16 protein-coding genes are annotated in these 21,640 nt (G+C 72.1%); 10 read left to right on the forward strand and 6 right to left on the reverse strand.

Annotated features, from left to right (window positions below; all coding sequences use genetic code 11):
• Positions 1-126 precede the first annotated feature (126 nt).
• The 5 genes from RWH44_RS04275 to RWH44_RS04295 all read right to left on the reverse strand — a co-directional run bounded on the left by RWH44_RS04275 (position 127) and on the right by RWH44_RS04295 (position 11,050).
• On the reverse strand, positions 127-2,229 hold the full coding sequence (locus RWH44_RS04275; protein ID WP_316003576.1) for an acyl-CoA dehydrogenase family protein: 2,103 nt from the start codon (positions 2,227-2,229) through the stop codon (positions 127-129).
• Between the two features lie 295 nt (positions 2,230-2,524).
• A complete protein-coding gene (gene recQ / locus RWH44_RS04280; RefSeq protein ID WP_316003577.1) occupies positions 2,525-4,561 on the reverse strand; it encodes a DNA helicase RecQ in 2,037 nt (678 codons plus the stop codon).
• Positions 4,562-4,647: 86 nt separating this feature from the next.
• Positions 4,648-8,652, reverse strand: coding sequence for a type VII secretion protein EccCa (gene eccCa / locus RWH44_RS04285; RefSeq protein WP_316003578.1), 4,005 nt, complete (start codon positions 8,650-8,652; stop codon positions 4,648-4,650).
• Positions 8,649-9,689 carry an FHA domain-containing protein gene (locus RWH44_RS04290; RefSeq protein ID WP_316003579.1) on the reverse strand — a complete coding sequence of 347 codons (1,041 nt, stop codon included), beginning with the start codon at positions 9,687-9,689 and terminating at the stop codon, positions 8,649-8,651. The genes eccCa and RWH44_RS04290 overlap by 4 nt, the downstream gene beginning before the upstream one ends.
• The gene (locus tag RWH44_RS04295) at positions 9,686-11,050 is read right to left on the reverse strand and encodes a hypothetical protein (RefSeq protein WP_316003580.1); all 1,365 of its coding nucleotides are present in this window, start codon (positions 11,048-11,050) and stop codon (positions 9,686-9,688) included. The genes RWH44_RS04290 and RWH44_RS04295 overlap by 4 nt, the downstream gene beginning before the upstream one ends.
• Positions 11,051-11,342: 292 nt before the next feature.
• Between RWH44_RS04295 and RWH44_RS04300 the strand changes: the two genes are divergently transcribed.
• The 10 genes from RWH44_RS04300 to RWH44_RS04345 all read left to right on the forward strand — a co-directional run bounded on the left by RWH44_RS04300 (position 11,343) and on the right by RWH44_RS04345 (position 20,126).
• Positions 11,343-11,654, forward strand: a complete 312-nt coding sequence (locus RWH44_RS04300) for a WXG100 family type VII secretion target (RefSeq protein WP_076673401.1) — start codon at positions 11,343-11,345, stop codon at positions 11,652-11,654.
• Between the two features lie 28 nt (positions 11,655-11,682).
• Complete coding sequence (locus RWH44_RS04305; RefSeq protein WP_076673399.1) at positions 11,683-11,970, forward strand: WXG100 family type VII secretion target; 288 nt, start codon at positions 11,683-11,685, stop codon at positions 11,968-11,970.
• Positions 11,971-12,085: 115 nt separating this feature from the next.
• Positions 12,086-12,484 carry a hypothetical protein gene (locus RWH44_RS04310; RefSeq protein WP_076673397.1) on the forward strand — a complete coding sequence of 133 codons (399 nt, stop codon included), beginning with the start codon at positions 12,086-12,088 and terminating at the stop codon, positions 12,482-12,484.
• On the forward strand, positions 12,481-13,782 hold the full coding sequence (locus RWH44_RS04315; protein WP_316003581.1) for a S8 family peptidase: 1,302 nt from the start codon (positions 12,481-12,483) through the stop codon (positions 13,780-13,782). The genes RWH44_RS04310 and RWH44_RS04315 overlap by 4 nt, the downstream gene beginning before the upstream one ends.
• On the forward strand, positions 13,779-15,314 hold the full coding sequence (locus RWH44_RS04320; RefSeq protein ID WP_316003582.1) for a hypothetical protein: 1,536 nt from the start codon (positions 13,779-13,781) through the stop codon (positions 15,312-15,314). Before RWH44_RS04315 ends, RWH44_RS04320 begins: the two co-directional genes overlap by 4 nt.
• Before the next feature lie 41 nt (positions 15,315-15,355).
• Complete coding sequence (locus RWH44_RS04325; RefSeq protein WP_076673392.1) at positions 15,356-15,673, forward strand: WXG100 family type VII secretion target; 318 nt, start codon at positions 15,356-15,358, stop codon at positions 15,671-15,673.
• Position 15,674: 1 nt separating this feature from the next.
• Positions 15,675-15,962, forward strand: coding sequence for a WXG100 family type VII secretion target (locus RWH44_RS04330; RefSeq protein ID WP_298870681.1), 288 nt, complete (start codon positions 15,675-15,677; stop codon positions 15,960-15,962).
• A gap of 156 nt (positions 15,963-16,118) precedes the next feature.
• The gene (gene eccD / locus RWH44_RS04335; RefSeq protein ID WP_298870679.1) at positions 16,119-17,453 is read left to right on the forward strand and encodes a type VII secretion integral membrane protein EccD; all 1,335 of its coding nucleotides are present in this window, start codon (positions 16,119-16,121) and stop codon (positions 17,451-17,453) included.
• A gap of 4 nt (positions 17,454-17,457) precedes the next feature.
• Entirely contained in the window at positions 17,458-18,786 is a 1,329-nt protein-coding gene (gene eccB / locus RWH44_RS04340) for a type VII secretion protein EccB (RefSeq protein ID WP_316003583.1), read from the forward strand.
• Positions 18,783-20,126 carry a S8 family serine peptidase gene (locus RWH44_RS04345; protein WP_316003584.1) on the forward strand — a complete coding sequence of 448 codons (1,344 nt, stop codon included), beginning with the start codon at positions 18,783-18,785 and terminating at the stop codon, positions 20,124-20,126. The genes eccB and RWH44_RS04345 overlap by 4 nt, the downstream gene beginning before the upstream one ends.
• A gap of 189 nt (positions 20,127-20,315) precedes the next feature.
• Here RWH44_RS04345 and RWH44_RS04350 read toward each other — a convergent pair whose 3' ends face one another.
• Positions 20,316-21,593 carry an FHA domain-containing protein gene (locus RWH44_RS04350; RefSeq protein WP_316003585.1) on the reverse strand — a complete coding sequence of 426 codons (1,278 nt, stop codon included), beginning with the start codon at positions 21,591-21,593 and terminating at the stop codon, positions 20,316-20,318.
• Between the last annotated feature and the right edge of the window lie 47 nt (positions 21,594-21,640).

A 21,640-nucleotide genomic window follows, 5' to 3' on the forward strand; every position in this document is an offset into this window, starting at 1 on the left:
AGGGGATCGTTCGAGGACAGGACCGATGAGCGGCCACCCGGCCTGTTCTCGACGGATGTCCTGTCACGGCGCGCCGAAACGACACCGCCCCGCCTCTCGTGGAGGCGGGGCGGTGTCGATCGCGACTCAGCGCGCGGGCTTCTTCTCCGGAACCGGGGCGTTGCCCGACGCCTTCAACGCGGCGTAGTACGACGCGGCCTCGTTCTGACGATCGTCCTCGACGCCCGACGCGATCGAGGCGCGGATGTGCTCGGGGCCGTAGCCGAACGCGTCGACGAGGTCTTGCGCGTGCGGGCGCAGACGAGCGCACAGACGGTCGATGTAGCTCGACACCGCCGCGGCCCGCTGCGTCGACAGCCGCCCGTGGATGAGGTACCAGGCCAGGTGCTTCTCGATCAGCTGCAGACCGAACAGGTCGCGCAACCAGGTGAGCACCTTCAGGGTGTCGCGGTCGTCGATGCGGTTGATGGCGTCGGTGAACGCCTCCCACTGCAGCAGCTCGCCGTGGGCGCGCGCGGCCTCGATGAGCTCCGCCTGGTTCTCGTTGAACAACGCCGCCGCGTCTTCGCGCGAGAGCTTGGATGCCGGACGCAGGCGCCCCGCGATGTCGGCGATCATCTGCTGCACGCGGTCGGCGAGCAGCTCGTGCTGCTGTTCGGCGCGCAGTCCCTTCTCGACCGAGCGGGCGGTCGAGCCGAAGTCGCTCACGGCCTGACCCAGCTGACGCATGCCCGCGCCGTGGAAGAGCTTGCCGGCCGTCTGGCCGACCGCGAAGGCGGCGAGCTGCTTGGCATCCTTGCCCTTGAACTGCTTCGCGTAGTCGGCGAGCAGACGCTTGCCGACGAGCTGCAGCAGGATGTTGTTGTCGCCCTCGAAGGTGACGTAGATGTCGAGATCGGCGCGCAGGCCCACCAGACGGTTCTCGAAGAGGAAGCCCTGGCCGCCGCACGCCTCTCGTGACTCCTGCAGCGTGTCGAGCGCGTGCCAGGTCGACAGGGGCTTCAGGGCGGCCGCGAGCGTCTCGAGGTCTTCGCGGTCGGCGTCGGTGTCGAGCGCGCCGCTGAAGACGCCGTCGAACTTCTGCAGGAACTCGTCGTGCGCGAAGATCTGGGCGTAGGTCGTGGCCAGGCGCGGCAGAAGACGTCGCTGGTGCTTGCCGTAGTCGAGCAAAGTCACCTCGGGGGTGCCGCTGCCCGAATCGAACTGACGGCGCTGGTTGCCGTAGGTGATCGCGATCGTGAGGCCGATGGCCGACGCCCAGGCGGCCGCGCCGTCGAGCGAGACGCGCCCCTGCACGAGCGTGCCGAGCATCGTGAAGAACCGGCGGCCGGGGCTCGCGATCTCGCTCGAGTACGTGCCGTCGGCAGCGACGTCGCCGTAGCGGTTGAGGAGGTTCGTGCGGGGGACGCGCACCTGGTCGAAGTGCAGCCGCCCGTTGTCGATGCCGTTCAGACCGCCCTTGAGGCCGTCGTCCTCGCCGCCGATGCCGGGGAGGAAGTTCCCCTCGTCGTCGCGCAGCGGCACGTAGAAGCAGTGCACGCCGTGGTTGACGCCCTTCGTGATGAGCTGGGCGAACACCGTGGCGGCCTTGCCGTGCAGAGCGGCGTTGCCCAGGTAGTCCTTCCAGGCGCCGCGGAACGGCGTGTGGATGACGAATTCCTCGGCCTCGGGGTCGTAGGTCGCGGTGGTGCCGATGGCCGAGACGTCGGAGCCGTGCCCGGTCTCGGTCATGGCGAACGCGCCGGGGATCTCGAGGCTCATGATGCCGGGGAGCCACTTGTCGTGGTGCTCGCGCGTGCCCAACTGCAGCACGGCCGAGCCGAACAGGCCCCACTGCACACCCGACTTGATCTGCAGGCTGGGATCGGCGGCGACGAGTTCTTCGAAGCCGGCGATGTTGGCGCCGTTGTTCTCCTCCCCGCCGAAACGCTTCGGAAAGGCCCGGTGCACGGCCCTGTTCTGCACGAGGAGGTGCAGCTGGCTGAGGGTGCGCTCGCGGTGCGCGTCCATGCCGAGGCTGTCATCGCGCCAGAGCGCGGGGTCTTTGATCATCTCGCGCGCCTCGCGGCGGATGTGGCCCCACGTACCGAGCAGCAGATCAGTGACCCGCTCGGTGTCGATGCGGGCTTCGGCGGCCTCGGCCGCGGTGTGCGCGGCGGTGGGCGCTCCCCCGACGGGCGTGCGCGTGCTCGTGGCGGGCGTGGTGGGACGGACGGCGGCGTCGGTCATTCTCGGCACCTTTCGACGTTGCAAAGGGATGCCATCCACGGTAGGTGTCCCACAACGACCGCTCAAACATCCTGTGTGATGTTCACAACGCGGCCGGTCGCCCGCGCCTGGAGTCGTTGTGGGGGGTCAACATTCCCGGGAGTGCGCTGGGCGCGGGGATGGCGCGGCGGCAGCGCGGCGGCGGGCGGCGGCGGGCGCGGCACGGACGACACGGCGCGGACGACACGGCGCGGCGCGGGCGACGTCGCCGGAGCCCAGAGGGTGCTCCGTGGGCGCGACCCGCCGGCGGGCCGCGTCAGTTCGCCGCGACCACCGTCAGAATGCCCTCGCCGTACGCCTCGCGCTTCTTGGCACCGATGCCGGTGATGCCGTCGAGATCGCCGACCGCGGCGGGTCGCGCCGCGGCGATCGCGCGCAGCGTGGCGTCGCCGAAGACGATGTACGCCGGCACCCCCTGCTCGCGCGCCTTCTCGGCCCGCCATGCGCGCAGCGCCTCGAAGAGATCGCGATCGTCGGGGGCGACATCGTCGGCGCTCGATTTGCGCTGACGGCTCCCCCCGCCGCCACCGGTGCGGCCGAGGGCGTCGCGACGCAGCGGCACGGGGGTCTCTCCGCGCAGCACCCCGGCAGAGGCCTCGCTCAGTGCGAGCGTGCCGTAGTCGCCCTGAGCAACGATGATGCCGCGGGCGAGCAGCTGCCGGATGACGCTGCGCCAGTCCTGATCGGACAGGTCGGCTCCCAGACCGTAGGTGCTCAGACGGTCGTGGCCCTGCTGCGCGATGCGCTCCGTCTTGGCCCCGCGCAGGATGTCGATGAGGTGGCCCGCGCCGAAGGCCTGCCCGCGCTCGCGCTGCAGACGCACGATCGTCGACAGCAGCTTCTGCGCGGCGATGAGGCCGTCCCAGGTGTCGGGCGGGGTGAGGCAGGTGTCGCAGTTGCCGCAGGGCTCGGAGCGCTGACCGAAGTAGTCGAGCAGGTTCTGGCGTCGGCATCCGACCGTCTCGCACAGCGCGAGCATCGCGTCGAGATGCTGGCCGAGGCGCATCTTGTAGGAGCGGTCGCCCGGTGACTGATCGATCATGCGGCGCTGCTGCACGACGTCACCCAGGCCGTAGGCCATCCACACCACCGACGGGTCGCCGTCGCGGCCCGCTCGACCGGTCTCCTGGTAGTAGCCCTCGACCGATTTGGGCAGATCGATGTGGGCGACGAAACGCACGTCGGGCTTGTCGATGCCCATGCCGAACGCGATCGTGGCGACCATCACCACACCGTCGTCGCGGAGGAACCGCGACTGGTGCGCCGCGCGCACGGACGCGTCGAGACCCGCGTGGTACGGGAGGGCATCGAGGCCCTGAGACGCCAGATAGGCGGCGGTCTGCTCGACGGTCTTGCGGCTGAGGGCGTAGACGATGCCCGCCGATCCCTCGGGCTGCGAGCGGATGAACTGCACCAGCTGACGACGCGGGTCGACCTTGGCGTCGATGCGGTACTGGATGTTGGGCCGGTCGAAACTCGCGACGAAGCCACGGGCGTCGCGCAGCCGCAGACGCTCCACGATCTCGCGCGCTGTCTCGGGCGTCGCCGTGGCGGTGAGCGCCATGCGCGGAACGCCGGGGAACCGGTCGGCGAGGTCGCCGAGCGCGAGGTAATCGGGGCGGAAGTCGTGACCCCACTGCGACACGCAGTGCGCCTCGTCGATCGCGATGACGCTGAGGCGGCCGCGGGCGAGCAGCCCGAGGGTCTGCGCGCCGTTCAACCGCTCGGGCGCGACGTACAGGAGGTCGAGCTCGCCCGCGAGGTACGCCTGCTCGACGGCCTGGCGCTCGGCGGGCGCCTGCGTCGAGTTGAGGTAGCCGGCGCGCACGCCGTTGGCGATGAGCGCCTCGACCTGGTCGTGCATGAGGGCGATCAGGGGGCTGACGACCAGGCCCGTTCCGGGCCGCACGAGAGCGGGCACCTGGTAGGTGACGCTCTTTCCTCCACCGGTGGGCATGAGCACCACCGCGTCGCCGCCGTCGATCACGTGCTGGACGATGTCGGCCTGGTCGCCCCGGAACGCGTCGTAGCCGTAGACCTCGTGCAGCACCGCGCGCGGGTCGTGACCGGTGAAGTCGCGGACGGCCGGCAGCTCGCGGGCCGTTCCCGTGGCGGCGGCCGCGCGGGCGAAGGCCGACGCGGGGTCGACCGGCGGCGGCGGCGCGTCGAGATCGTCGGGCGGCGCGAACTGATCGGGGTCCCACTGCGCGCCGGCGTACGGATCGTCGGGGACGTCGTACGACTCGGGCGGCGCGTCGGCGTACGACTCGGGGGCGGCGCCGGGATATGTCACGCCTCCACGGTAACCCGGGCCGCCGACACCGACACCGCCCCGCCATCTGCTGGGGATGACGGGGCGGCTGGGGAGGAGCGGCTCGATCAGTGCGTCGGCGGCGAGAACACGAGCTGGGATGCCACGAGCCCGTGCTCGCGGCTGACGATCTGCGCGCGGCCGGGAGCGGCGCGCTCCGGCTTGACGCGGCCGATCAGTGCCCCCTCTTCGGGGTTGCCGCCGAGCAGGATGCCGGTGACGCCGAGGTCGGTGAACCGCTGGATGATCGGGTCGTACGCCGCGCGGCTCGCGCCGCCCGAGCGTCGGGTGAGGATCACGTGCAGGCCGAGGTCGCCCGCCTGGGCGAGCAGCGGCTGGAGGACGGCGAGAGGGTTCCCCTGGCTCGTGGCGACGAGGTCGTAGTCGTCGACGAGGATGAACCCCTCGGCGCCCTTCCACCAGCTGCGCTCCCGCAGCTGCGCCGGGGTGACGTCGGGCCCCGGGATGCGCGTGGTGAAGTACTGCGCCAGGTCGTTCATGCCGCCGGTCGCGAGATCGTGCGAGGTGAGGTAGGCGCCGAGGTAGTCGTCGGGGATCTCCCCGAGGAGCGCACGGCGGTAGTCGACCACGAAGATCTTCGCCTCGGCGGGGGTGTACAGCCTCTGGATCTCCTTCGCCACCGCCCGGAGGAACGACGACTTGCCCATGCCCGAGTCGCCGTACACGAACAGGTGCGGCTCGACGCGGGGGTCGATGCCGAAGGGCGCCAGCTGAGCCTCCTCGATGCCGAGCAGCATGCGGCCGTCGCCGGGCTCGGTGAGCGCGCGCACCTCGTCGAGCGTGATGTTCTCCGGCAGCAGACGCAGCTTCGGTCCGGGCTCGCCGTGCCACGCCGCCGCGACGCGGCCGATCATGTCGGCGACGCCGTCGGCGATCGTGGCGGGATCGTCGGCTCCGTCGACGCGCGGCACCGCGGTGAGCATCTGCAGCTTGGACGCACTGAGACCACGACCGGGCTGACCGACGGGCACGTTCGCCGCCTGCTTGCGGTCGACGTCGGAGTCGGTCGGGTCGCCCAGGCGCAGTTCGAGGCGCGTCTGGATGAGGTCCTTCAGGTTGGCGCGGATCTCGAGCCAGCGGTTCGCGGTGACGACGACGTGCACGCCGAAGCTGAGGCCGCGGGCGGCGATGGTCTGCACCCGCGCCTCGAGCGGCTCGAACTCCGAGCGCAGGGTCGACCAGCCGTCGATGACGAGGAAGACGTCGCCGAAACCGTCGTCGAGGCGTCCCTCGCGTCGGCGCGAACGGTACGTCTCGATGGAGTCGACCGCATTGCGGCGGAAGTACTGCTCGCGCGCGTCGAGCACGGCCTCCACCTCGGCCACGGCCCGGCGCACCGCCTCGGGCTCCGTACGCGTGGCGACGCCCGACACGTGCGGATGCTGCTGCATCGCGGTGAAGCCGCCCCCGCCGAAGTCGAGGACGAAGAACTGGAACTCCCGCGGAGTCCCGGTCAGCGCGAGGGCCGAGACGAGCGTGCGCGCGAGCGTCGACTTGCCGCTCAGGGGCGAGCCGACGATCGCCACGTGACCCGCGGCGCCGCCGAGCGACACGGTGAGGTGGTCGCGGCGCTGTTCGAGCGGGATGTCGACGAGTCCGATCGGCACGGTCAGCGCGCCGGCGCCGCGCCAGCGGTGCGACACGAGTCCGAGCTCGGGGTCCTCGGCGAGATCCGGCATGAGGGCGTCCAGCGGCGACGGCTCCGCAAGAGGGGGCAGCCACACCTGGTGAGCCTCCGGGCCGCGGTCCTTCATGCGGTCGACCGCGATCTGGAACGTGGAGCGCTTCTCCGCCGTGGGGGCCGCGATCGCCGCGGGCGCGGCATCCGCCTCCTCCGGCGACCCGTCGTCGTCGGGCTGGGCCAGAGCCGTGAACACCTCGACGCGGGCGGGGCCGCCCGAGACGGACTCGGCGCCTCCGACATCGACACCGGCCGTGCCCCGCGGGCGCCCGGAGACGTAGGCCGCGCGGAACTGCACGAGGTTCTCGGTGTCGCTCTTGAGGAAGCCGACGCCGGGCTCCTGCGGGAGCGTGTAGGCGTCGGGGGTGCCGATGATGGTGCGGGATTCGGATGCCGAGAACGTCCGCAAGCCGATCCGGTACGACAGGTAGGTGTCGAGGCCGCGGAGCTTCCCCTCTTCGAGGCGCTGGGATGCCAGGAGCAGGTGCACGTGCAGCGAACGGCCGACGCGGCCGATGTTGAGGAAGCTGTCGACGAACTCGGGCTTGGCCGTGAGCAGTTCGGAGAACTCGTCGACGACGATGAGCAGGGCCGGCAGCGGCACCAGGTCGCCGCGCCCACCGCGACGTGCGGCCTCGTACTCGCCGACGTTGGCGAAGTTGCCCGCCGAGCGCAGCAGTTCCTGGCGGCGCACGACCTCGCCCTGCAGGGCGTCCTGGAAGCGGTCGACGAGCGCGAGCTCGCTGCCGAGGTTGGTGATGACCGCCGACACGTGCGGCATCTCGGCCATGCCCGCGAAGGTCGCTCCACCCTTGAAGTCGACGAGGACGAAGTTGAGCTGCTCGGGCGAATGGGTCATGGCGAGAGCGAGCACGAGGGTGCGCAGCACCTCGGACTTGCCCGAACCCGTCGCTCCGACCATCACGCCGTGCGGGCCCATGCCCTGAGAGGCGGACTCCTTGAGATCGAGCACGAGCGGGGCGCCCGAGGGCTCCTGCCCGATCGGCACGCGAAGGCGGTCGCGCTCGAGGCGCGGAGTCCACGCCTGATCGAAGTCGACGGCGCGCACGTCGGGCAGGCCGAGGAGCTCGGTCAGCTCCGCCTGGCCCTGCGCGGTGGGGGCGTCGACGACGACCATCGGGGCGGGGCGCAACGGCATGAGGCGGCGCGCGGTCGCCTCGGCCTCGGCGATGGACATGGCATCCGGGACGAAGGACTGCGCGCGACCGGCGCCGTCGATGAATTCGGCGGGGGCGACGGCGGGCACGGCCTCACCGCGACGCGTGCGGACGGCGACCGGGGCGTCCGCCAGGGCGACGCGGGCGATGGCCGGGTCGTCGAGCTCGTCCCAGCGCGTGGGCAGGTCGATGACGGTGACGCCCTGCGCGCCCTCGAGTCCGGTGAGCGGGGCGTTCGAGGAGGCCTCGACGCCGTCGACCACCAGGACGACGTGCGGGGTGATTCCACCGCCGGGGGTGAAGCGGGCGCGCGAGGCGAGCTGAGCGGGCAGCATGTCCATCAGCTCGTCGGGCGATGCCGCGATCATGCGCGCGGGGCCGAGGCGGTCCTGCACGCGCGACGACATCGCGTGCGGCAGCCACTTCACCCAGTCCCAAGCGCCGATCTGCGCGGGCCCGGCGAGGACCGCGATAATGACGTCTTCGGGGTCGTGCAACGTCGCCGCCGACGCGACGAGCGAGCGGGCGAGGCTGCGCACGGCCTCCTCGTCGGGACCGACGAGCTCGATGCGCGCGTACTCGCCGAGCGGGAAGCCCAACGGCAGATCGCGCTGGATCTCGTGCGTGAGCATGAAGCGGTGCGCCGCGGAGGCCGCGACGGGGTCGAGCTGGGCCAGGGGCGGCAGCTCGGGAGCCTCGAGCGTGAGGCTGAGCGGCTGATCGGCCACGCCGATGCGGGCCAGCAGGAACGTCTCGTCGCCGGGCTGACGCTCCCACACGCGCGAGCGCTCCTCGGCGATGAACGGCAGGGCCGAGGGGGCGGGCATGATCCACCCGCCGTGACGACGCTGCTTGCGCGCGGCCACGCGCACGGTCTCGCGCAGCTCCGACAGATAGGCGAGGTACTCGCGCCGGTTGCCGAGCACCTCGGCGTTGCGCTGCGCGCGCTGGCGCCACCCGTTCACGGCCACGAAGCCCAGCGACGACAGCAGGAACATGCCACCGATGAGGAAACCGGTCGGGCCGCTGTTCGAGATCGTGACCATGACGATCGCGCCCACGCTGCCGAGCATCGGCAGGAGGGAGGTCAGGATGCCGCTGCCGCCTTCGTTCGGAACGAGCTCGGGCGGCGGCTGCAGCACGACCCGCCCGTTGGGCAGCGATGGCGGGGCGATACGCGGACCCGTGCTCACACCGGACCTCCGATCAATCGGCTCAGGGTGAACACGCGCTCGCTCAGACGCACCCGGGTGCCGTCTTCGAGCAGCGTGCGCGCACCGGGCTGCAGGGGGTGGACGGCTCCGTCGTCGTCGATGAGCTCCGAGCCGTTCGTGGAACCCGCGTCGATGACCCACGCGGTCTCGCCGTCGTGCTCGAGGCGCAGGTGCGTCTTCGAGATGAGACGATCGGGATCGTCGACGGCGATCAGGACGTCGCCCGGCTCGCTCGCGACCGGCGCGCGCCCGAAGTTCACCGAGGCGGGCAGGTCGATCTGCTCGCGCTGACCGGTGTCGAAGATCACGAGCAGCTGCGCGCGGCCCACGCCGCCCGTGACGATCGGCTCCTCCGCCGCCCGCGCGGGCGGTGCGGCGACGGGGGCACGCCCGCCCGCCGCAGCGGGGGCGTCGACGGCGGCCGGAACGTCGGTCGCAACCGGCGCATCGACGGCGAGCAGCGGGGTGTCCCACGCCGGCGCGGTGGGCAGCGCGGCGGCGGCGGCGGACACGCGCAGGGGTTCGCGGCCGGCGGAGGGGCGCGCGTGGACGGTGGGTTCGGCGAGCGCGGGGGCGTCGTCGGCATCCTGTTCCTGCCGCCCTCGGGGAGCGACGACGAGGACGGTGCCGGCCGCGCGGTCGGCCCAGGAGCGTCGCAAACCCGAGCGGTCGAAAGCGGCCGACGCGACGACGACCCAGGCTCCGGCGACGAGGACGAGACCTCCGAGCAGCACGAGCGACCCGCGCACGAACGCCCTTCCCGCGCCGGGCACGAGCGGAGCCTCGGCGCGCGAGGTGCGCAGACCGAACAACAGCGCGCCCGGGCCGAAACCGCGACGCGCCTGGAGGATCCACAGGCCCAGCAGCGCCTCGGCGGCAACCGCGGCCCCCAGGACGGGCGATCCGAGGAGGGATGCCGCGCCGGCGGCGATGACCACGAGGGCGGCGTCGACGCTGAAGGCGCCAAGGCGCACCCCCACCGTCGCGGGCGCGCCGAGCGGCGGCGAGGGCGTCATGCCGCCATCATCGCACGCGCGACCTCGATCGCTCCGGCGGCCAGCAGACCGGCCGGGAGCGACAGGGCCGTCGCGAGCGCCTCGAACACGTCGCCCGTGCGCGACCATCCCAGCGACCTCAGGCCGCGCCCCACCGGGACCACGAGGAGGGCGGCGGCGAGGGCGGCGACCAGGATGACGCCGGCGACGACGACGAGCATGTCGGACGCGATCGTGGGCACGAGGGCCGTCAGCACGGCCGCCGTCACCGCCACGGCACCGAATCGAGCCACCCATCGCAGGAAGGGCACCGTGCTCTTTCGCGAACTCAACAGCAGCGCGAGCACCACCGTGACGGCGAGGGCGATGCGCCCGCCGAGAACGACAGGGTCGGCGACCGCGAAGGTCGGCAGGGCGGCGAACGCACTGGCCGCCCCCGCCGCGACGAGGAGCACGACCCCGACCGTCAACCGTGCGGTCGAGCGCTCGACGAGGGCGTCGGCGTCGTCGGCCTCGATCGTGCGCACCTCGTCGGGCAGGCTCTGCCGCACCGTCCATCGGGTGCTCTGGAAGCGTGCGTAGTCGATGAACGTGCCGGGCTCGACGTCGACGAGGCTCGACTGCAGGATGCGCTGGGCCACGGGAACGAGTCCGAGGGTCACGGCGGCGGGGGCCGAGGGGTCGAGGTGCAGCAGGAGCGCGAGCGCCCACACGGCCGCAAGCACGGCGGAGATGATCGTCGCGGTGCGGCTCTGCGCGCGGAGGGTCTGGGTGGCGCCCATCACTCCGGCGACCCCGGTGACGACGGACGCAGCGAGAAGACCCGTGAACACCGCGACCTGCACGGACGACGCGGGAAGATCGGGCACGATCGCCACTCCCCCGCCGAACGCGAGGGCGGCGACGGACACGACGGGGGCGAGAGTCGCCGTGCGCGCCCGCGCGCGCAGCGAGAACACCGCGACGGCCGCGAGAGCCGCGAGCAGGGCCAGCGCGGCGACGGGAGTGCGCACCTCGCCCGGAAGAGTGTCGGCGCCGAGCAGACGGAGGAAGGCCAAGATGCCGCCCGCCGCGGCGATCACCATCCACACGGCCGTCGCGCGCGCCGCGATCGGCACCCGTGTCGCGCGCCGATCGACCGGGTCGACCGTGGCGGCGGGGTCGACCAGGACGAGGACGACTCCGTCCTCGAGGGCGGTCATCGTCGTCGAGCGGTCGATCTCGCGCCCCGAGAGCCCCACCACGCGCACATCGCGCTCGAGCGGGCTGCCCGCGGCGCGAAGAACATCGCGGACTTCGGCACGCAGCGGCACCACGAGGTCGAATCTCGACGCGCCATCGATGAGAGCGACGCGTCGCCCCTGCATCACTTCCGCGCTCAACGGTCCCCCTCGTTCTCGCGCCACCGACCCGAGGGCCGGCTCAACCGCACCAGCGTATCCGCCCGGCGGAGGCGGTCGCGTGTTTCCATTCATCACCGGGAATAAAGATGAGAGTTTTGTCATCTTTCAAAAAGCGCAAGAGGGTTGTCGCTTCGTCGAGCATTACGTAAGTTCAAAGGTCGGTGGGGGGCTCCGGTCACTCCATCGATCCCGCGCTCGGGGCCGATCCCCGTGCGTGCAGACACGATCCGCAACGCCCGGGCGCGCCCCGGAGGAACATCGAGGAGACAACGTGGCAGATCTCATCGCAGCCCAGGAGGGTGCGCTTCGTCGCGGGGCCGAAGCGGTCAACACCGCGAAGTCGGGCATCGACGAGCAGGTGCGCAAAGTCCGCAGCGAACTCGACCAGGTGGCCGGGTTCTGGACCGGCGCCGCAGCCGGTTCCTACACCCAGCTCATGCAGCGGTGGAACGAAGAGACGACCAAGCTCAACAACGTGCTCGTGACGCTCGAGGACGCCCTCCGCGGCACCGAGCGCGACCAGGCGGCGTCGGAAGAGTCGCACCAGCAGACCATCGGCAACCTGGGCTCGCTGCTCGGCTGACCCGCTCGACACGAAAGAAGGAACTCTCATGCAGTCCATGTCCGTTCGTCCCGAGCAGGTCATCGCCCTCTCCGGTCAGATCCGCAACGGCGCCTCCGGCATCCGCACCCGTCTCGACGAGCTCGAGTCGCAGGTCAACGCCCTCCGCGCGTCCTGGGATGGTGAGGCGCAGACCGCCTACGACCAGGCCCAGGCGCAGTGGACCCAGTCCATCACCCGCCTGAACGAGCTGCTCCAGCAGATCGCCGGCAAGACCGACGAGATCGCCCAGGGCTACACCTCGACCGACAAGTCGGCCGCGGGCCGCTTCGCCTGAACCACTCCGGACCGGCGGTCGCTGCGGCGGCCGCCGGTTCTCTGGGCTCGTGCGCCTCGTCGCTCACGAGCCCGATCCCCTCGCATCCCGATCACAGAGAAACGAGTGATCCCCCATGGCCGACTCGATCTTCCTCAACCTCGACCTCGCCATCCAGCGCGTCCTGCAGCTGACGCAGGTACCGGAGGAGCTTCCCTCCGCGGGCGCCATCGAGATCGTCGACGGCAACGGCACCGAGCCGGCCGCGGCGGCGTTCACCGATCGCGTCCGCCAGCGCGCGCAGGAGCTGGCCTCGGAGGTGGAGAAGCTGCGTCAGATGGTGGCCGGGAGCGCCGACGCCCTGTCACAGGCTGCGCAGTCGCTCCAGGACACCGACACCTCGGGTTCGGCCATGGCGCAGAACGCCCTCTCGATCGTCGAGTCGGCCTCGGAGCCCACCGCGGCGCCCGCTCAGCCGGCGCCCACCGGCGGTGCGGCGGGCGTGCGCTCCGTTCTCGGCGGAGGACCCCAGTGACCCGACGCCGTCGCCGGGCCCTGCGCGCGCTGGGGGGCGCGCTGATCGTCGGCGTCTTCGCCGGCGCGGGCGTCGCACCGGCTGCGCAGGCTGCGGCCGGGGGCGACTACGACTGGTGGTACGACACGTACGAGGTGCAGGCCGCGCACGACTCCGGAATCACCGGGGCGGGCGTCAAGATCGCCGTCATCGACACGCAGATCGATCCCGACCTGCCGATCTTCGAGGGACGCAACCTCACCGTCAGCGACACCCAGATCTGCGAGTCCCGCACCGAACCGGTGTCCGAGACGGCGACCGAACCCTCCATTCACGGCACCACGATGGCCGCCCTGCTCATCGGCAACGGCGCCGGCGCGAGCGGCATCCGCGGTATCGCCCCCGACGCCGATGTGACCTTCTACGGATACGGCACCCTCGACCTTCGGGAGGAGGATTATTGCCGCCCGAACACGGACGACGACGTCTCGATGTTCGGCTACGCGGTGAAGAAGGCCGTGGACGAGGGGGCCGAGATCATCACGACGTCGGTTCAGAGGAGGGCGTACGAGAACGACGCACCGGCCATCGCGTACGCCCTCGCGCGCGGGGTGACGATCGTCGTGGGCACACCCAACGCCGACACTCCCGTGGACAGCGGAACGGACGTGGCGAGCTTCAACGGTGTCATCGCCGCCACCGCGATCGACCGTGAAGGCGCCGTCCAGACCGACGGGGCCGGTGCGCCCTTCGTCGTGCCCACGACCGATGTCGTCGCTGCGGGCGTCAATCTGCCGACCGTCGGGATCGACGGCGACTGGAACTCCTCGCGTGCAGCCGTGGGTTCGTCATTCGCCGCGCCCATGGTGGCGGGCATGCTCGCCCTCGCCGCGCAGAAATACCCCGAGGCCACCGGTGACCAACTCGTTCAATCGCTGATCGCGACCACGAACGGCACGCAGCACGATCCGGCGCGCACCGAAGACGGTTACGGCTACGGGGCCGCGTGGCTCCCGACTCTGCTCAGCGTGGACCCGACCACCTTCCCGGATGAATCGCCTCTCCTGAGCAAACAGGTGGGTGTACCGACGCCGGAGCAGATCGACACGGCGAAGACCGAGGGCTTCGTCCCCGTCACCATCCCTCGCAGCATGGATCAGTACGGAGACACCGCTCCGCCGTCCTCCGGTTTCGACATGGCTTCTCTCGTCGTCTGGGTCGTCACCGGCATCGGTGTCCTCATCGTGGTGGCCGCCGTCGTGGTTGTGCTCATCGTCATCGCCCAGCGCCGCAAGGCCGGAAAGGGGAACACACCGTGACAGGTACGTGGGAACAGCGCCTGCAGAACCTCGCGGAGGGTGGCGTTCCGTGGGACATGCCAACCCGTTACGAGCTGGCCAACGCCCTCGAAGCGCTGAGGCAGGTCCTCGATGCGGCGTCGAAAGACACCGGCATCGGCGGGGATGCCGGAGATGCGGCGCGAGCGAAGTTCGCGGCCTCGGTCACCGAGGTCGATGCGCAAATCCAATATCTGCGCGACCATGTCAACGAGCGCCTCATCGATGCGAACGATGTGCGTCGCCAGGCGCGGGACTCGGCCGCGTCACTGCCTCCGGGCGAGATGAACGGCAACCAGGAGGCGATGGTCCGCGGGGCGGCCGCGGGCGCGTCGATCGTCTTCGGACCGGTGGCGTTCCTCGCCGGTGAAGGCGCAAGTCGTGCCATCAACGGATACATGGCCTCACAGCGCGAAGAGGCCGCACGTACGGCCGTCGAGAAGCATTCGGATCAGATGGATGCCATCGAGATGAGGGAGCCGCCGGCCTTCTCGTCGACGGTGATCTCCTCCGAACCCACGAGCTCACCCTCTTCTTCGGAAGTACCGGCCGGCGGATACGGCGCCCAGCAACGCAGTTTCGAGTCTTACCCCGACTGGGACATGTCCGGCGGCGGCGCTGCCGGTGGCGGAAACGGTGGCGGCACCGCCACTCCGCCTCCCGGGGGCGGTGGTGGCGGCGGCGGCCTCCAGCCTCCCCCGAGCGAGTACGGGCCGTTCCCGAACCCTCCCGGCCAGACCCCGGGAGGGCAGCCGCCGATCGACATCGGCAACGTCCCGCCCGACCCCACACCCGACGGCCCAATCAGTGGGAGCCCCACTCTCCCCGGTGGCATTCCGATGGTTCCCGGCGGCGGGGGCGGCGGACTCGTCGGGACGCCCGGTGGTCCCGGAGCCGGTCTCGGTTCGGGCCTGGGAGCGGGGCTCATCGCCGGCGGCGGCGGGGCGCTCGCGCTCGGACGCGTCGGCGGCGGAGCAGGAGCACCGGGCGTGCCCGGTGGCCGTCTCTTCGGCGGACCCGCGGGCGGTTCGGTTGGCGCAGGTGGCGCCGGCGGCGCACGATCCGGCGGTCTGCTCGGACGGCCCGGTGCCGGCGCCGGTCTCGGAACGCGCGGCGTCGGCGGTCTCGGCGCGGCGGGCACGGGTTCGGCCAACTCAACCGCGCGTGGCGCCGGTGCGCGAGCGGGCGGCCTCGGCGCCGCGGGCACGCGCGCCGGTGGTGTCGGCGGAGCGGGTGGCTCGGCCACGGGCACGTCCGGCGGTCGTGCAGCTGCGGCGAACGGACGTGCCGGCGTGGGCGCCGCTGGTGGTTCCGGCGCCGGAGCGGCCGGGACCGGCCGCACCGCGGGTGCCGGATCGCGCGGCGTGGGCGGCATGGGCGGCCCCGGCTCCCGCTCCGAGCGCAAGAAGGACGAGGCACGCGGTCTCGCGGGTCCGATCGCCCCGCGCATGGAAGACGACGAAGAGATCGGTCCCCGGTCCGAGAACGCCCAGGCCGGCGGCCGCGACGAGTGACCCTCGTCGCCCGATGACCCTGACCGACAAGAAGGAAGACGATGTCTGATCGCATCTCCGCCCAAGAGGGCGCGCTCGTCCGTGGCGCCGAAGTGGTGATGGGCGCGCACGCCGACATCAGCGACAGCGCCCGCCGCGTACTCGCCGAACTCGACGAGCTCGCCGCCAACTGGTCCGGCGACGCGGCGAGCTCGTACAACGCGCTCGTGAACGAGTGGACGGCCGGGGCCACCCGTCTGAACGACGTGCTCGTCACCCTCAGCGCGGCCCTGCGCGCGACCGCGAGCGACCAGGAAGCGGTCGAGGAGCAGCACCGCACCACCATCCAGGGCCTCGGCTCGCTGCTAGGAGGAGAGTGAGATGGGCGATCTCCGCGTCACCCCCGAAGCCCTGCACGCCGCCGCCGCGCGGCTGCGTTCCGAGAGCGCGCGCATCGACGCCGCCCTCGGCGGACTGGATGCCGAGGTCTCGCGCTTGCGCGGGAGTTGGGAGGGCACCGCTCAGGCGGCCTACAACAACGCCCAGCAGCAGTGGAGCGCCACTCTCGAGCAGATGCGGGACGCACTGTCGCGCATCTCGAACGCCACCGACTCGATCGCCGACGACTACGTCTCGGCCGACCGGGCGTCGGCCGCGCGCTTCCAGTGACCGGCTCGGCGCTGAGCGGCCGACGCCGAACACGCAGCGCTGAACGCCGAGCGGTGAGCGATCACCGCTCGGCGCTCGACCGCCGCCGCGACCCGCGGCGATAGGATTTCGAGGTCTGACCGCAGGGGGCTTCGGTCCGGAAAGAGGGGGCCGCGGATGGCTGACGTCATGAACGCGACACGAGCGCTGCTGCGACTCTCCGTGCAGAGCGAGGGGCGGCGGCTCGACATCGCCATTCCCGCACAGGTGCCCGTCATCGAGTTCCTGCCCGGGTTCGCCCGCTCGCTCGGGGTTCTCGACGCATCGATGACCTCCGCCGGGTACGCCCTGCAGCGCGCCGACGGGTCCACCGTCGATCCCTCGCTCGGCGCCTCGGCCCAGGGCATCGTCGACGGCGAGGTGCTCACCCTGGTGCGCGGAGGACTCGTGGCGCAGCCCCGCGTCTACGACGACATCGTCGAGGCGGTCATCGACGCCACCGCGCAGCAGAACCGCCCGTGGACCACGCGCGACAACGCTCGCACCGCGCTGGCCGTCAGCCTCGCCCTGCTCGGGGTGTGCGCGGTGCTGCTGCTCGCCGCGGGCCGCGCCTTGCCGCTCGGGGCTCTCGTCGCCGGTGGCGGTGCCGTGGTGCTGCTCGTCGTCTCGGCCGTGGTCGCCCGGCTCGGTCAGCGCGAGGCCGGCCAGGGGCTCGGCATGGCGGCATCCGTCTTCGCCGCCGTCGCAGGGTTCCTCGCGATCCCCGCCTCGTTCGACATGTGGGGCTGGCCGCTGGCCGCCGCAGGAGGCGGGGCGTTCGTGATCGCCGGCGTCGCCCTGGCGCTCACCCGCGAGCGCGCCGAGCTGCAACTGACCCCGCTCGTCGCCGGGGGCGCGCTCGGCGTCACCGGCACGCTCGCCGCGTTCTTCCCGGCCCCGACGGTGTGGACGCTCATGGTCGGAATCGTCGCGACGCTCGCGGGGGCTCTGCCGTGGCTTGCGATGAGCACCACCCGCCTGCGCGTGGCCTCCCCGCAGAACGACGTCGAGATCTTCGCCGACCCGCAGCCGATCGACGCCGATGACGTCGCCGCCCGCGTCGCGCAGGGCAAGCGCATCCTCATCGCGCTGCGCCTGGCCCTCGCGGCGGCGATCCTGGTCGCCACTCCCCTCGTCGCGGCCCAGAACGCCACGGGTGCGCTCGTGTGCGCCCTCGCCTTCGCCGGCATGATGTTCCCGTCACGGCAGACCTATGCGCGCTCGGGCGTCCTGACCGTCATGGCCACCGGCATCCTGGGGCTCGTCGTCGCGGGCGTCGTGGCCTCTCTCGCGCAGCCGGGGCTGCGGGTCGGCATCCTGGTCGTGCTGCTCATCGCGACCGTCAGCGTCGTGACCATCACCCTGCTCGCGCCGAAGACCCGTCTGCGCCTCATCCGTGTGGCCGACACCGCGGAACTGCTCGTGCTCGCCGCGCTGCTGCCGCTCGCGGTCATCTCGGCCGGGCTGGCCTGACGCGATGGCCACCAAGGGCGATCTGATCGAGGCGCAGAACTTCTCGCGCCGCCGCCTGCTCACCGCCTTCGTCAGCGGAGCCCCGGGCGGCAAAGAACTGCAGCCGACCGCTCCCCTGCGCGCCGTCATCGCCGCGATCGCGCTCACGGTCATCGTGGTTCTCGTCGGGGTCTTCTACGGGCTCATCCGCCCGGGGCTTCCCACCGGATGGGAGAACGGCAAGCTCGTGCTCGTCTCCGACACCGGCGCCCGTTTCGTCACCGTCGACGGCACCCTGCACCCTGTCATCAACACCGCCAGCGCCCGTCTGCTGCTCCCGGCGAACGAATACGGCGTGATCTCGACCGACCAGGCCACCCTCGCGGGCACCCCCGTCGGCGACACGCTCGGCATCACCGGCGCCCCCGACGAGCTGCCGCCCGTGTCGGGCCTGGTCAACACGGGGTGGAGTGCGTGCGTGTCCGACGACGCGTCGCTCGACGTGCGCATCTCGACGTCGACCGGCCCCACTCCCGCGCCGGAACGAGCCGTCGTCGTGTCGGTCGACGGCATCCTGCACGTCATCCGGGGTGAGCGGAGCTTCGCCGTGTCGAGCGAGGATCCCGACGCCGTCCTGCGCGCCGCGGGCATCTCCGCGCTCGACCCGATCACGGTTCCGGCGTCGTGGCTCGACCTCTTCACCGCGGGCACCGCGCTGACCCCGATCACGCTGAAGAACTACGGCGAGAGCGTCTCGGGCACGTCGCTGCGCGTGGGCCAGGTCGTGCGTCAGGCGGGCGCCCCCGAGGACGAGCGGTTCCTCGTGCAGACCGGTGGGGTCCTCGAGACCCTGTCCCCGCTCGCGTGGCAGCTGTATCAGCTCGGCAGCGGCAGCGCCCTCAAGGGCGAGGTCACCGAGGTGACCGGCAGCGAGATCCGCGGCCTGGCGACGGCTTCGAAGGGCATCGGCGACCAGTGGCCGTCGACGGGCTTCGAGACGGTCCCGAGCGGTCAGCGCCCCTGTGCCGTCCTCGAGGGCGGCGAGGGGCAGGCCGTGACCACCCTGGCCACGCAGCCGGTCTCGACGACCGTCTCACCGGGCGTGCGTGTCGACCCCAGCCATGGCGCCCTCGTGCGCGCGGGCGGACGCGGCGACCAGAGCACCAGCGTGCTGACCCTGGTGGATGCCACGGGCACCGCCTATCCGCTACCGAACGCGAACGACGAGACCATCGCCCGGCTGGGCTACTCGTCCGGCGACATCGGCTCGATCCCCGACGGGTGGACGGCCCTGCTGGCGACCGGCCCGTCGCTGAGCGAGAGCGCCGCGCAGCGCACCCCGGAGGCGAAGTGATCCGTCGCGTCGGGGCCGCGCGTCTCGGCGCGCTCGCCCTCGTCGTGGGGATCGCGGTCTCGGGAGCGCCCTCCGTCGCGAACGCCGCCCCGATCGCGAGCCGCATCGGCACCGTTCCCGTGCTCGCGGCCTCGGATGACGGCTGCGTCGCCTCGACGCGCGTCTCCGACACGCCGCCGGCCCTCGGGCAGCTGCAGAGCGCCGCCGCGTGGGAGATCACCAAGGGCGCAGGCGTGGTGGTGGCCGTCGTCGACTCCGGCGTGGCCCCGAACCCCCACCTCGACGCCTCCGTGCTCCCGGGGATCAATCTCGTGCCCGACGGGACCGACGCCGTCGCACGGACCGACTACTACGGCCACGGTACGGTCATCGCCGGTCAGATCGCGGCGCAGATCATCCCGGATTCGGGGGTGCAGGGTCTCGCTCCGGATGCCAAGATCCTCCCGATCCGCGTGTTCGCCGGCACGTCGCAGCAGCAGAAGGACGCGGGGTTCGGCCCCAACACCGCGCGCATGGCCGACGGCATCCGGATCGCCGCCGACCTCGGCGCGCAGATCATCAACGTCTCGATGAGCACGACCGCGGAGGACGGGAACCTCGCCTCGGCCGTCGCCTATGCACGCGATCGCGGCAGTCTCGTCGTCGCCAGTGCCGGCAACCGCGACTCCGAAGCGGCCGTCGAGGAGGACGACTCCGACGGCGTGCGCTACCCGGCCGGTTTCCGCGGAGCGATCGGGGTCGCGGCCACCAACTCGGCGAGCGTCGTCACCAGCGCGAGCATCCGAGGATCGCACGTGAAGCTGTCGGCCCCCGGCCAGGCCATCGCCTCGTCGTGGCCGCAGGGCGGCGACTGCGTGGTGTCGAGCGATCAACCCGCGACCAGCTACGCGGCCGCGTACGTGTCGGCCGCCGCCGCGCTTGTCGCGTCAGCGCACCCCGACGAGACGCCCGACCAGTGGGCGTACCGCCTCGAGGCGACCGCGGTGCGGGGGCAGCCCGACGCACGGTCGAACACCTCGGGATGGGGCGTGGTGCAGCCTTACGACGCGATCGTGCTCGTCCCGGGATCGGGCCTTCGCGGACCCTCGAGCCCGTTCGTCTCCTCGTCCGCCTCGCCCGAGCCGAGTGGAACCCCGACCCCGGTGAGCATCGCGGTGGGTCCGGGTCCGGATGCCGCGGCCATCACGATGGCGACCGGTATCGGCGCGGGAGCGCTGGTGCTGCTGGGCGCGATCGGGGCGATGGCGGTGTTCGTCAGTCGCCGACGTGACGACACGGCCTCCCGTCGTCCGGCGCCGACCGGGCGCGGGCTGTACGGCGACGACACCGCCACCGACTGAGATCCGGCGGCACGTCCGCCGCCCGATGGTGTCTACCCGGCCGCACGGGAGTCCGCGCCATCCAGCGCGACCCCGCGCCCCCCGTCGCGTCCGGTGCAGCCGCGCCGACGGCTCGCGTCATCGACACGTCCGTCGAGCAGACGCGAGGGCGACCCCGTGATCGACCCCGCGGCCATCGTCGCGCCGCGCTCAGCCCGCCGTCGGACGGAGCCGGAGGTCGGCGTCGCCGAGACGGAAGCGGGTCGGCACAGGAGCCGTGGCGCCGCCGGGGAGGCGTTCGACGCGCCCGTCGTCGTGGACGAGGGTGACGCCGTTGGTGGAGTCGAGGTCGGTGATCGTCCAGCCGGTGACGGTCCAGTCGAGGCGGGCGTGCTCCTTCGACATCGTGCGGCTGTCGTCGTGCACGGCGACGTACTGCACCGCCTCGTCGGCGTTCGAGGGCTTGCGCCCCAGGACCACGGTGCGGCCGGCGAGGGAGACCGCGGCTCCGTCGGGAAGAGCGAGGGTCCACTCCCCCCGGCGGCGCGAGCGCGGACGCGCCGTCTGCGTCGACTCGTCGACGGGAGCGGCGACGTCGGTGCGCCCGGCGGAGCGTTCGGCCGTGGAGTCCGTGGTCTCCGACACGCGGTCGCCGCGACCGTCGGTCAGGTCGTGGGGCTGCGCGCCGGAGGGCTGCGCGCCGGAGGGCTGCGCGTCAGAGGGCTGTTCGCCGGAGGGCTGCGCATCGGCGGCCGCGGGCGGCGCTGCGGCGAACCCCGTCGACACGGCTTCGGGGATCCGCGTCACCGGAGCCGCCGGCGCAGCTGCAGCGATCGACGGAGCCGCCGAGGTAGGTGCGGCGCTCGACGACGTCGCGGTCGCTCCCGCCCCGCCGTCGAGGTCGGTCGTCGCGGCCGGCTCGACGATCGCCGCTTGCGCGCTCGCACCGATCTCGCGGGGCCCGGGCAGGACGGGGGGCGCGTACGGCTCATCGTGCTGGGAGGCGCCGCGTCGGCCGCCCGCGGCGGCGGCAGCCGGAGCTCCGGGGACCGCCGCGATGGGTCCCGCGGTCCCGACGGCGGGGTCCGACTCGTCGAGGGCGATCTGCGGGCGCGCCGAGGGCTCGGCATCCGTCGTTTCCGAGGTCCGCGCGAGGACCATCGCCCACGCGGGCGCCAGGACCACGGCGAGAGCCGTCGTCCCGGCCCCGCGACCGCTGGCCCGGCCCAGTCGGTTCGCCGCCGTCGCCTTCAACACGAGCCCGTAGACGTTGACGAACGGGACGATCAGCAGCACGGCCCGCACCGGATCGAGGCGGCCCAGACGGAAGACCTCCGCCTCGTTCACGAGCGGCACCCACGCGCGCCACGGTTCGCCGCCGTGCGCGGCGATCACGCGCGACAACCCGATCGCGTACCAGACGTGCAGCACGAGGGCGATCACCAGCACCGCTCCCGCGATCGTGGCGAACAGGCTCAGGGCATCCATGCGTCCTCCGTCGACGGTCCTCCTCGACGCTACCGTGCGGGTGGCCC

This window comes from Microbacterium phycohabitans, assembly GCF_032464935.1.
GTDB classification, from domain to species: Bacteria; Actinomycetota; Actinomycetes; order Actinomycetales; family Microbacteriaceae; genus Microbacterium; species Microbacterium phycohabitans.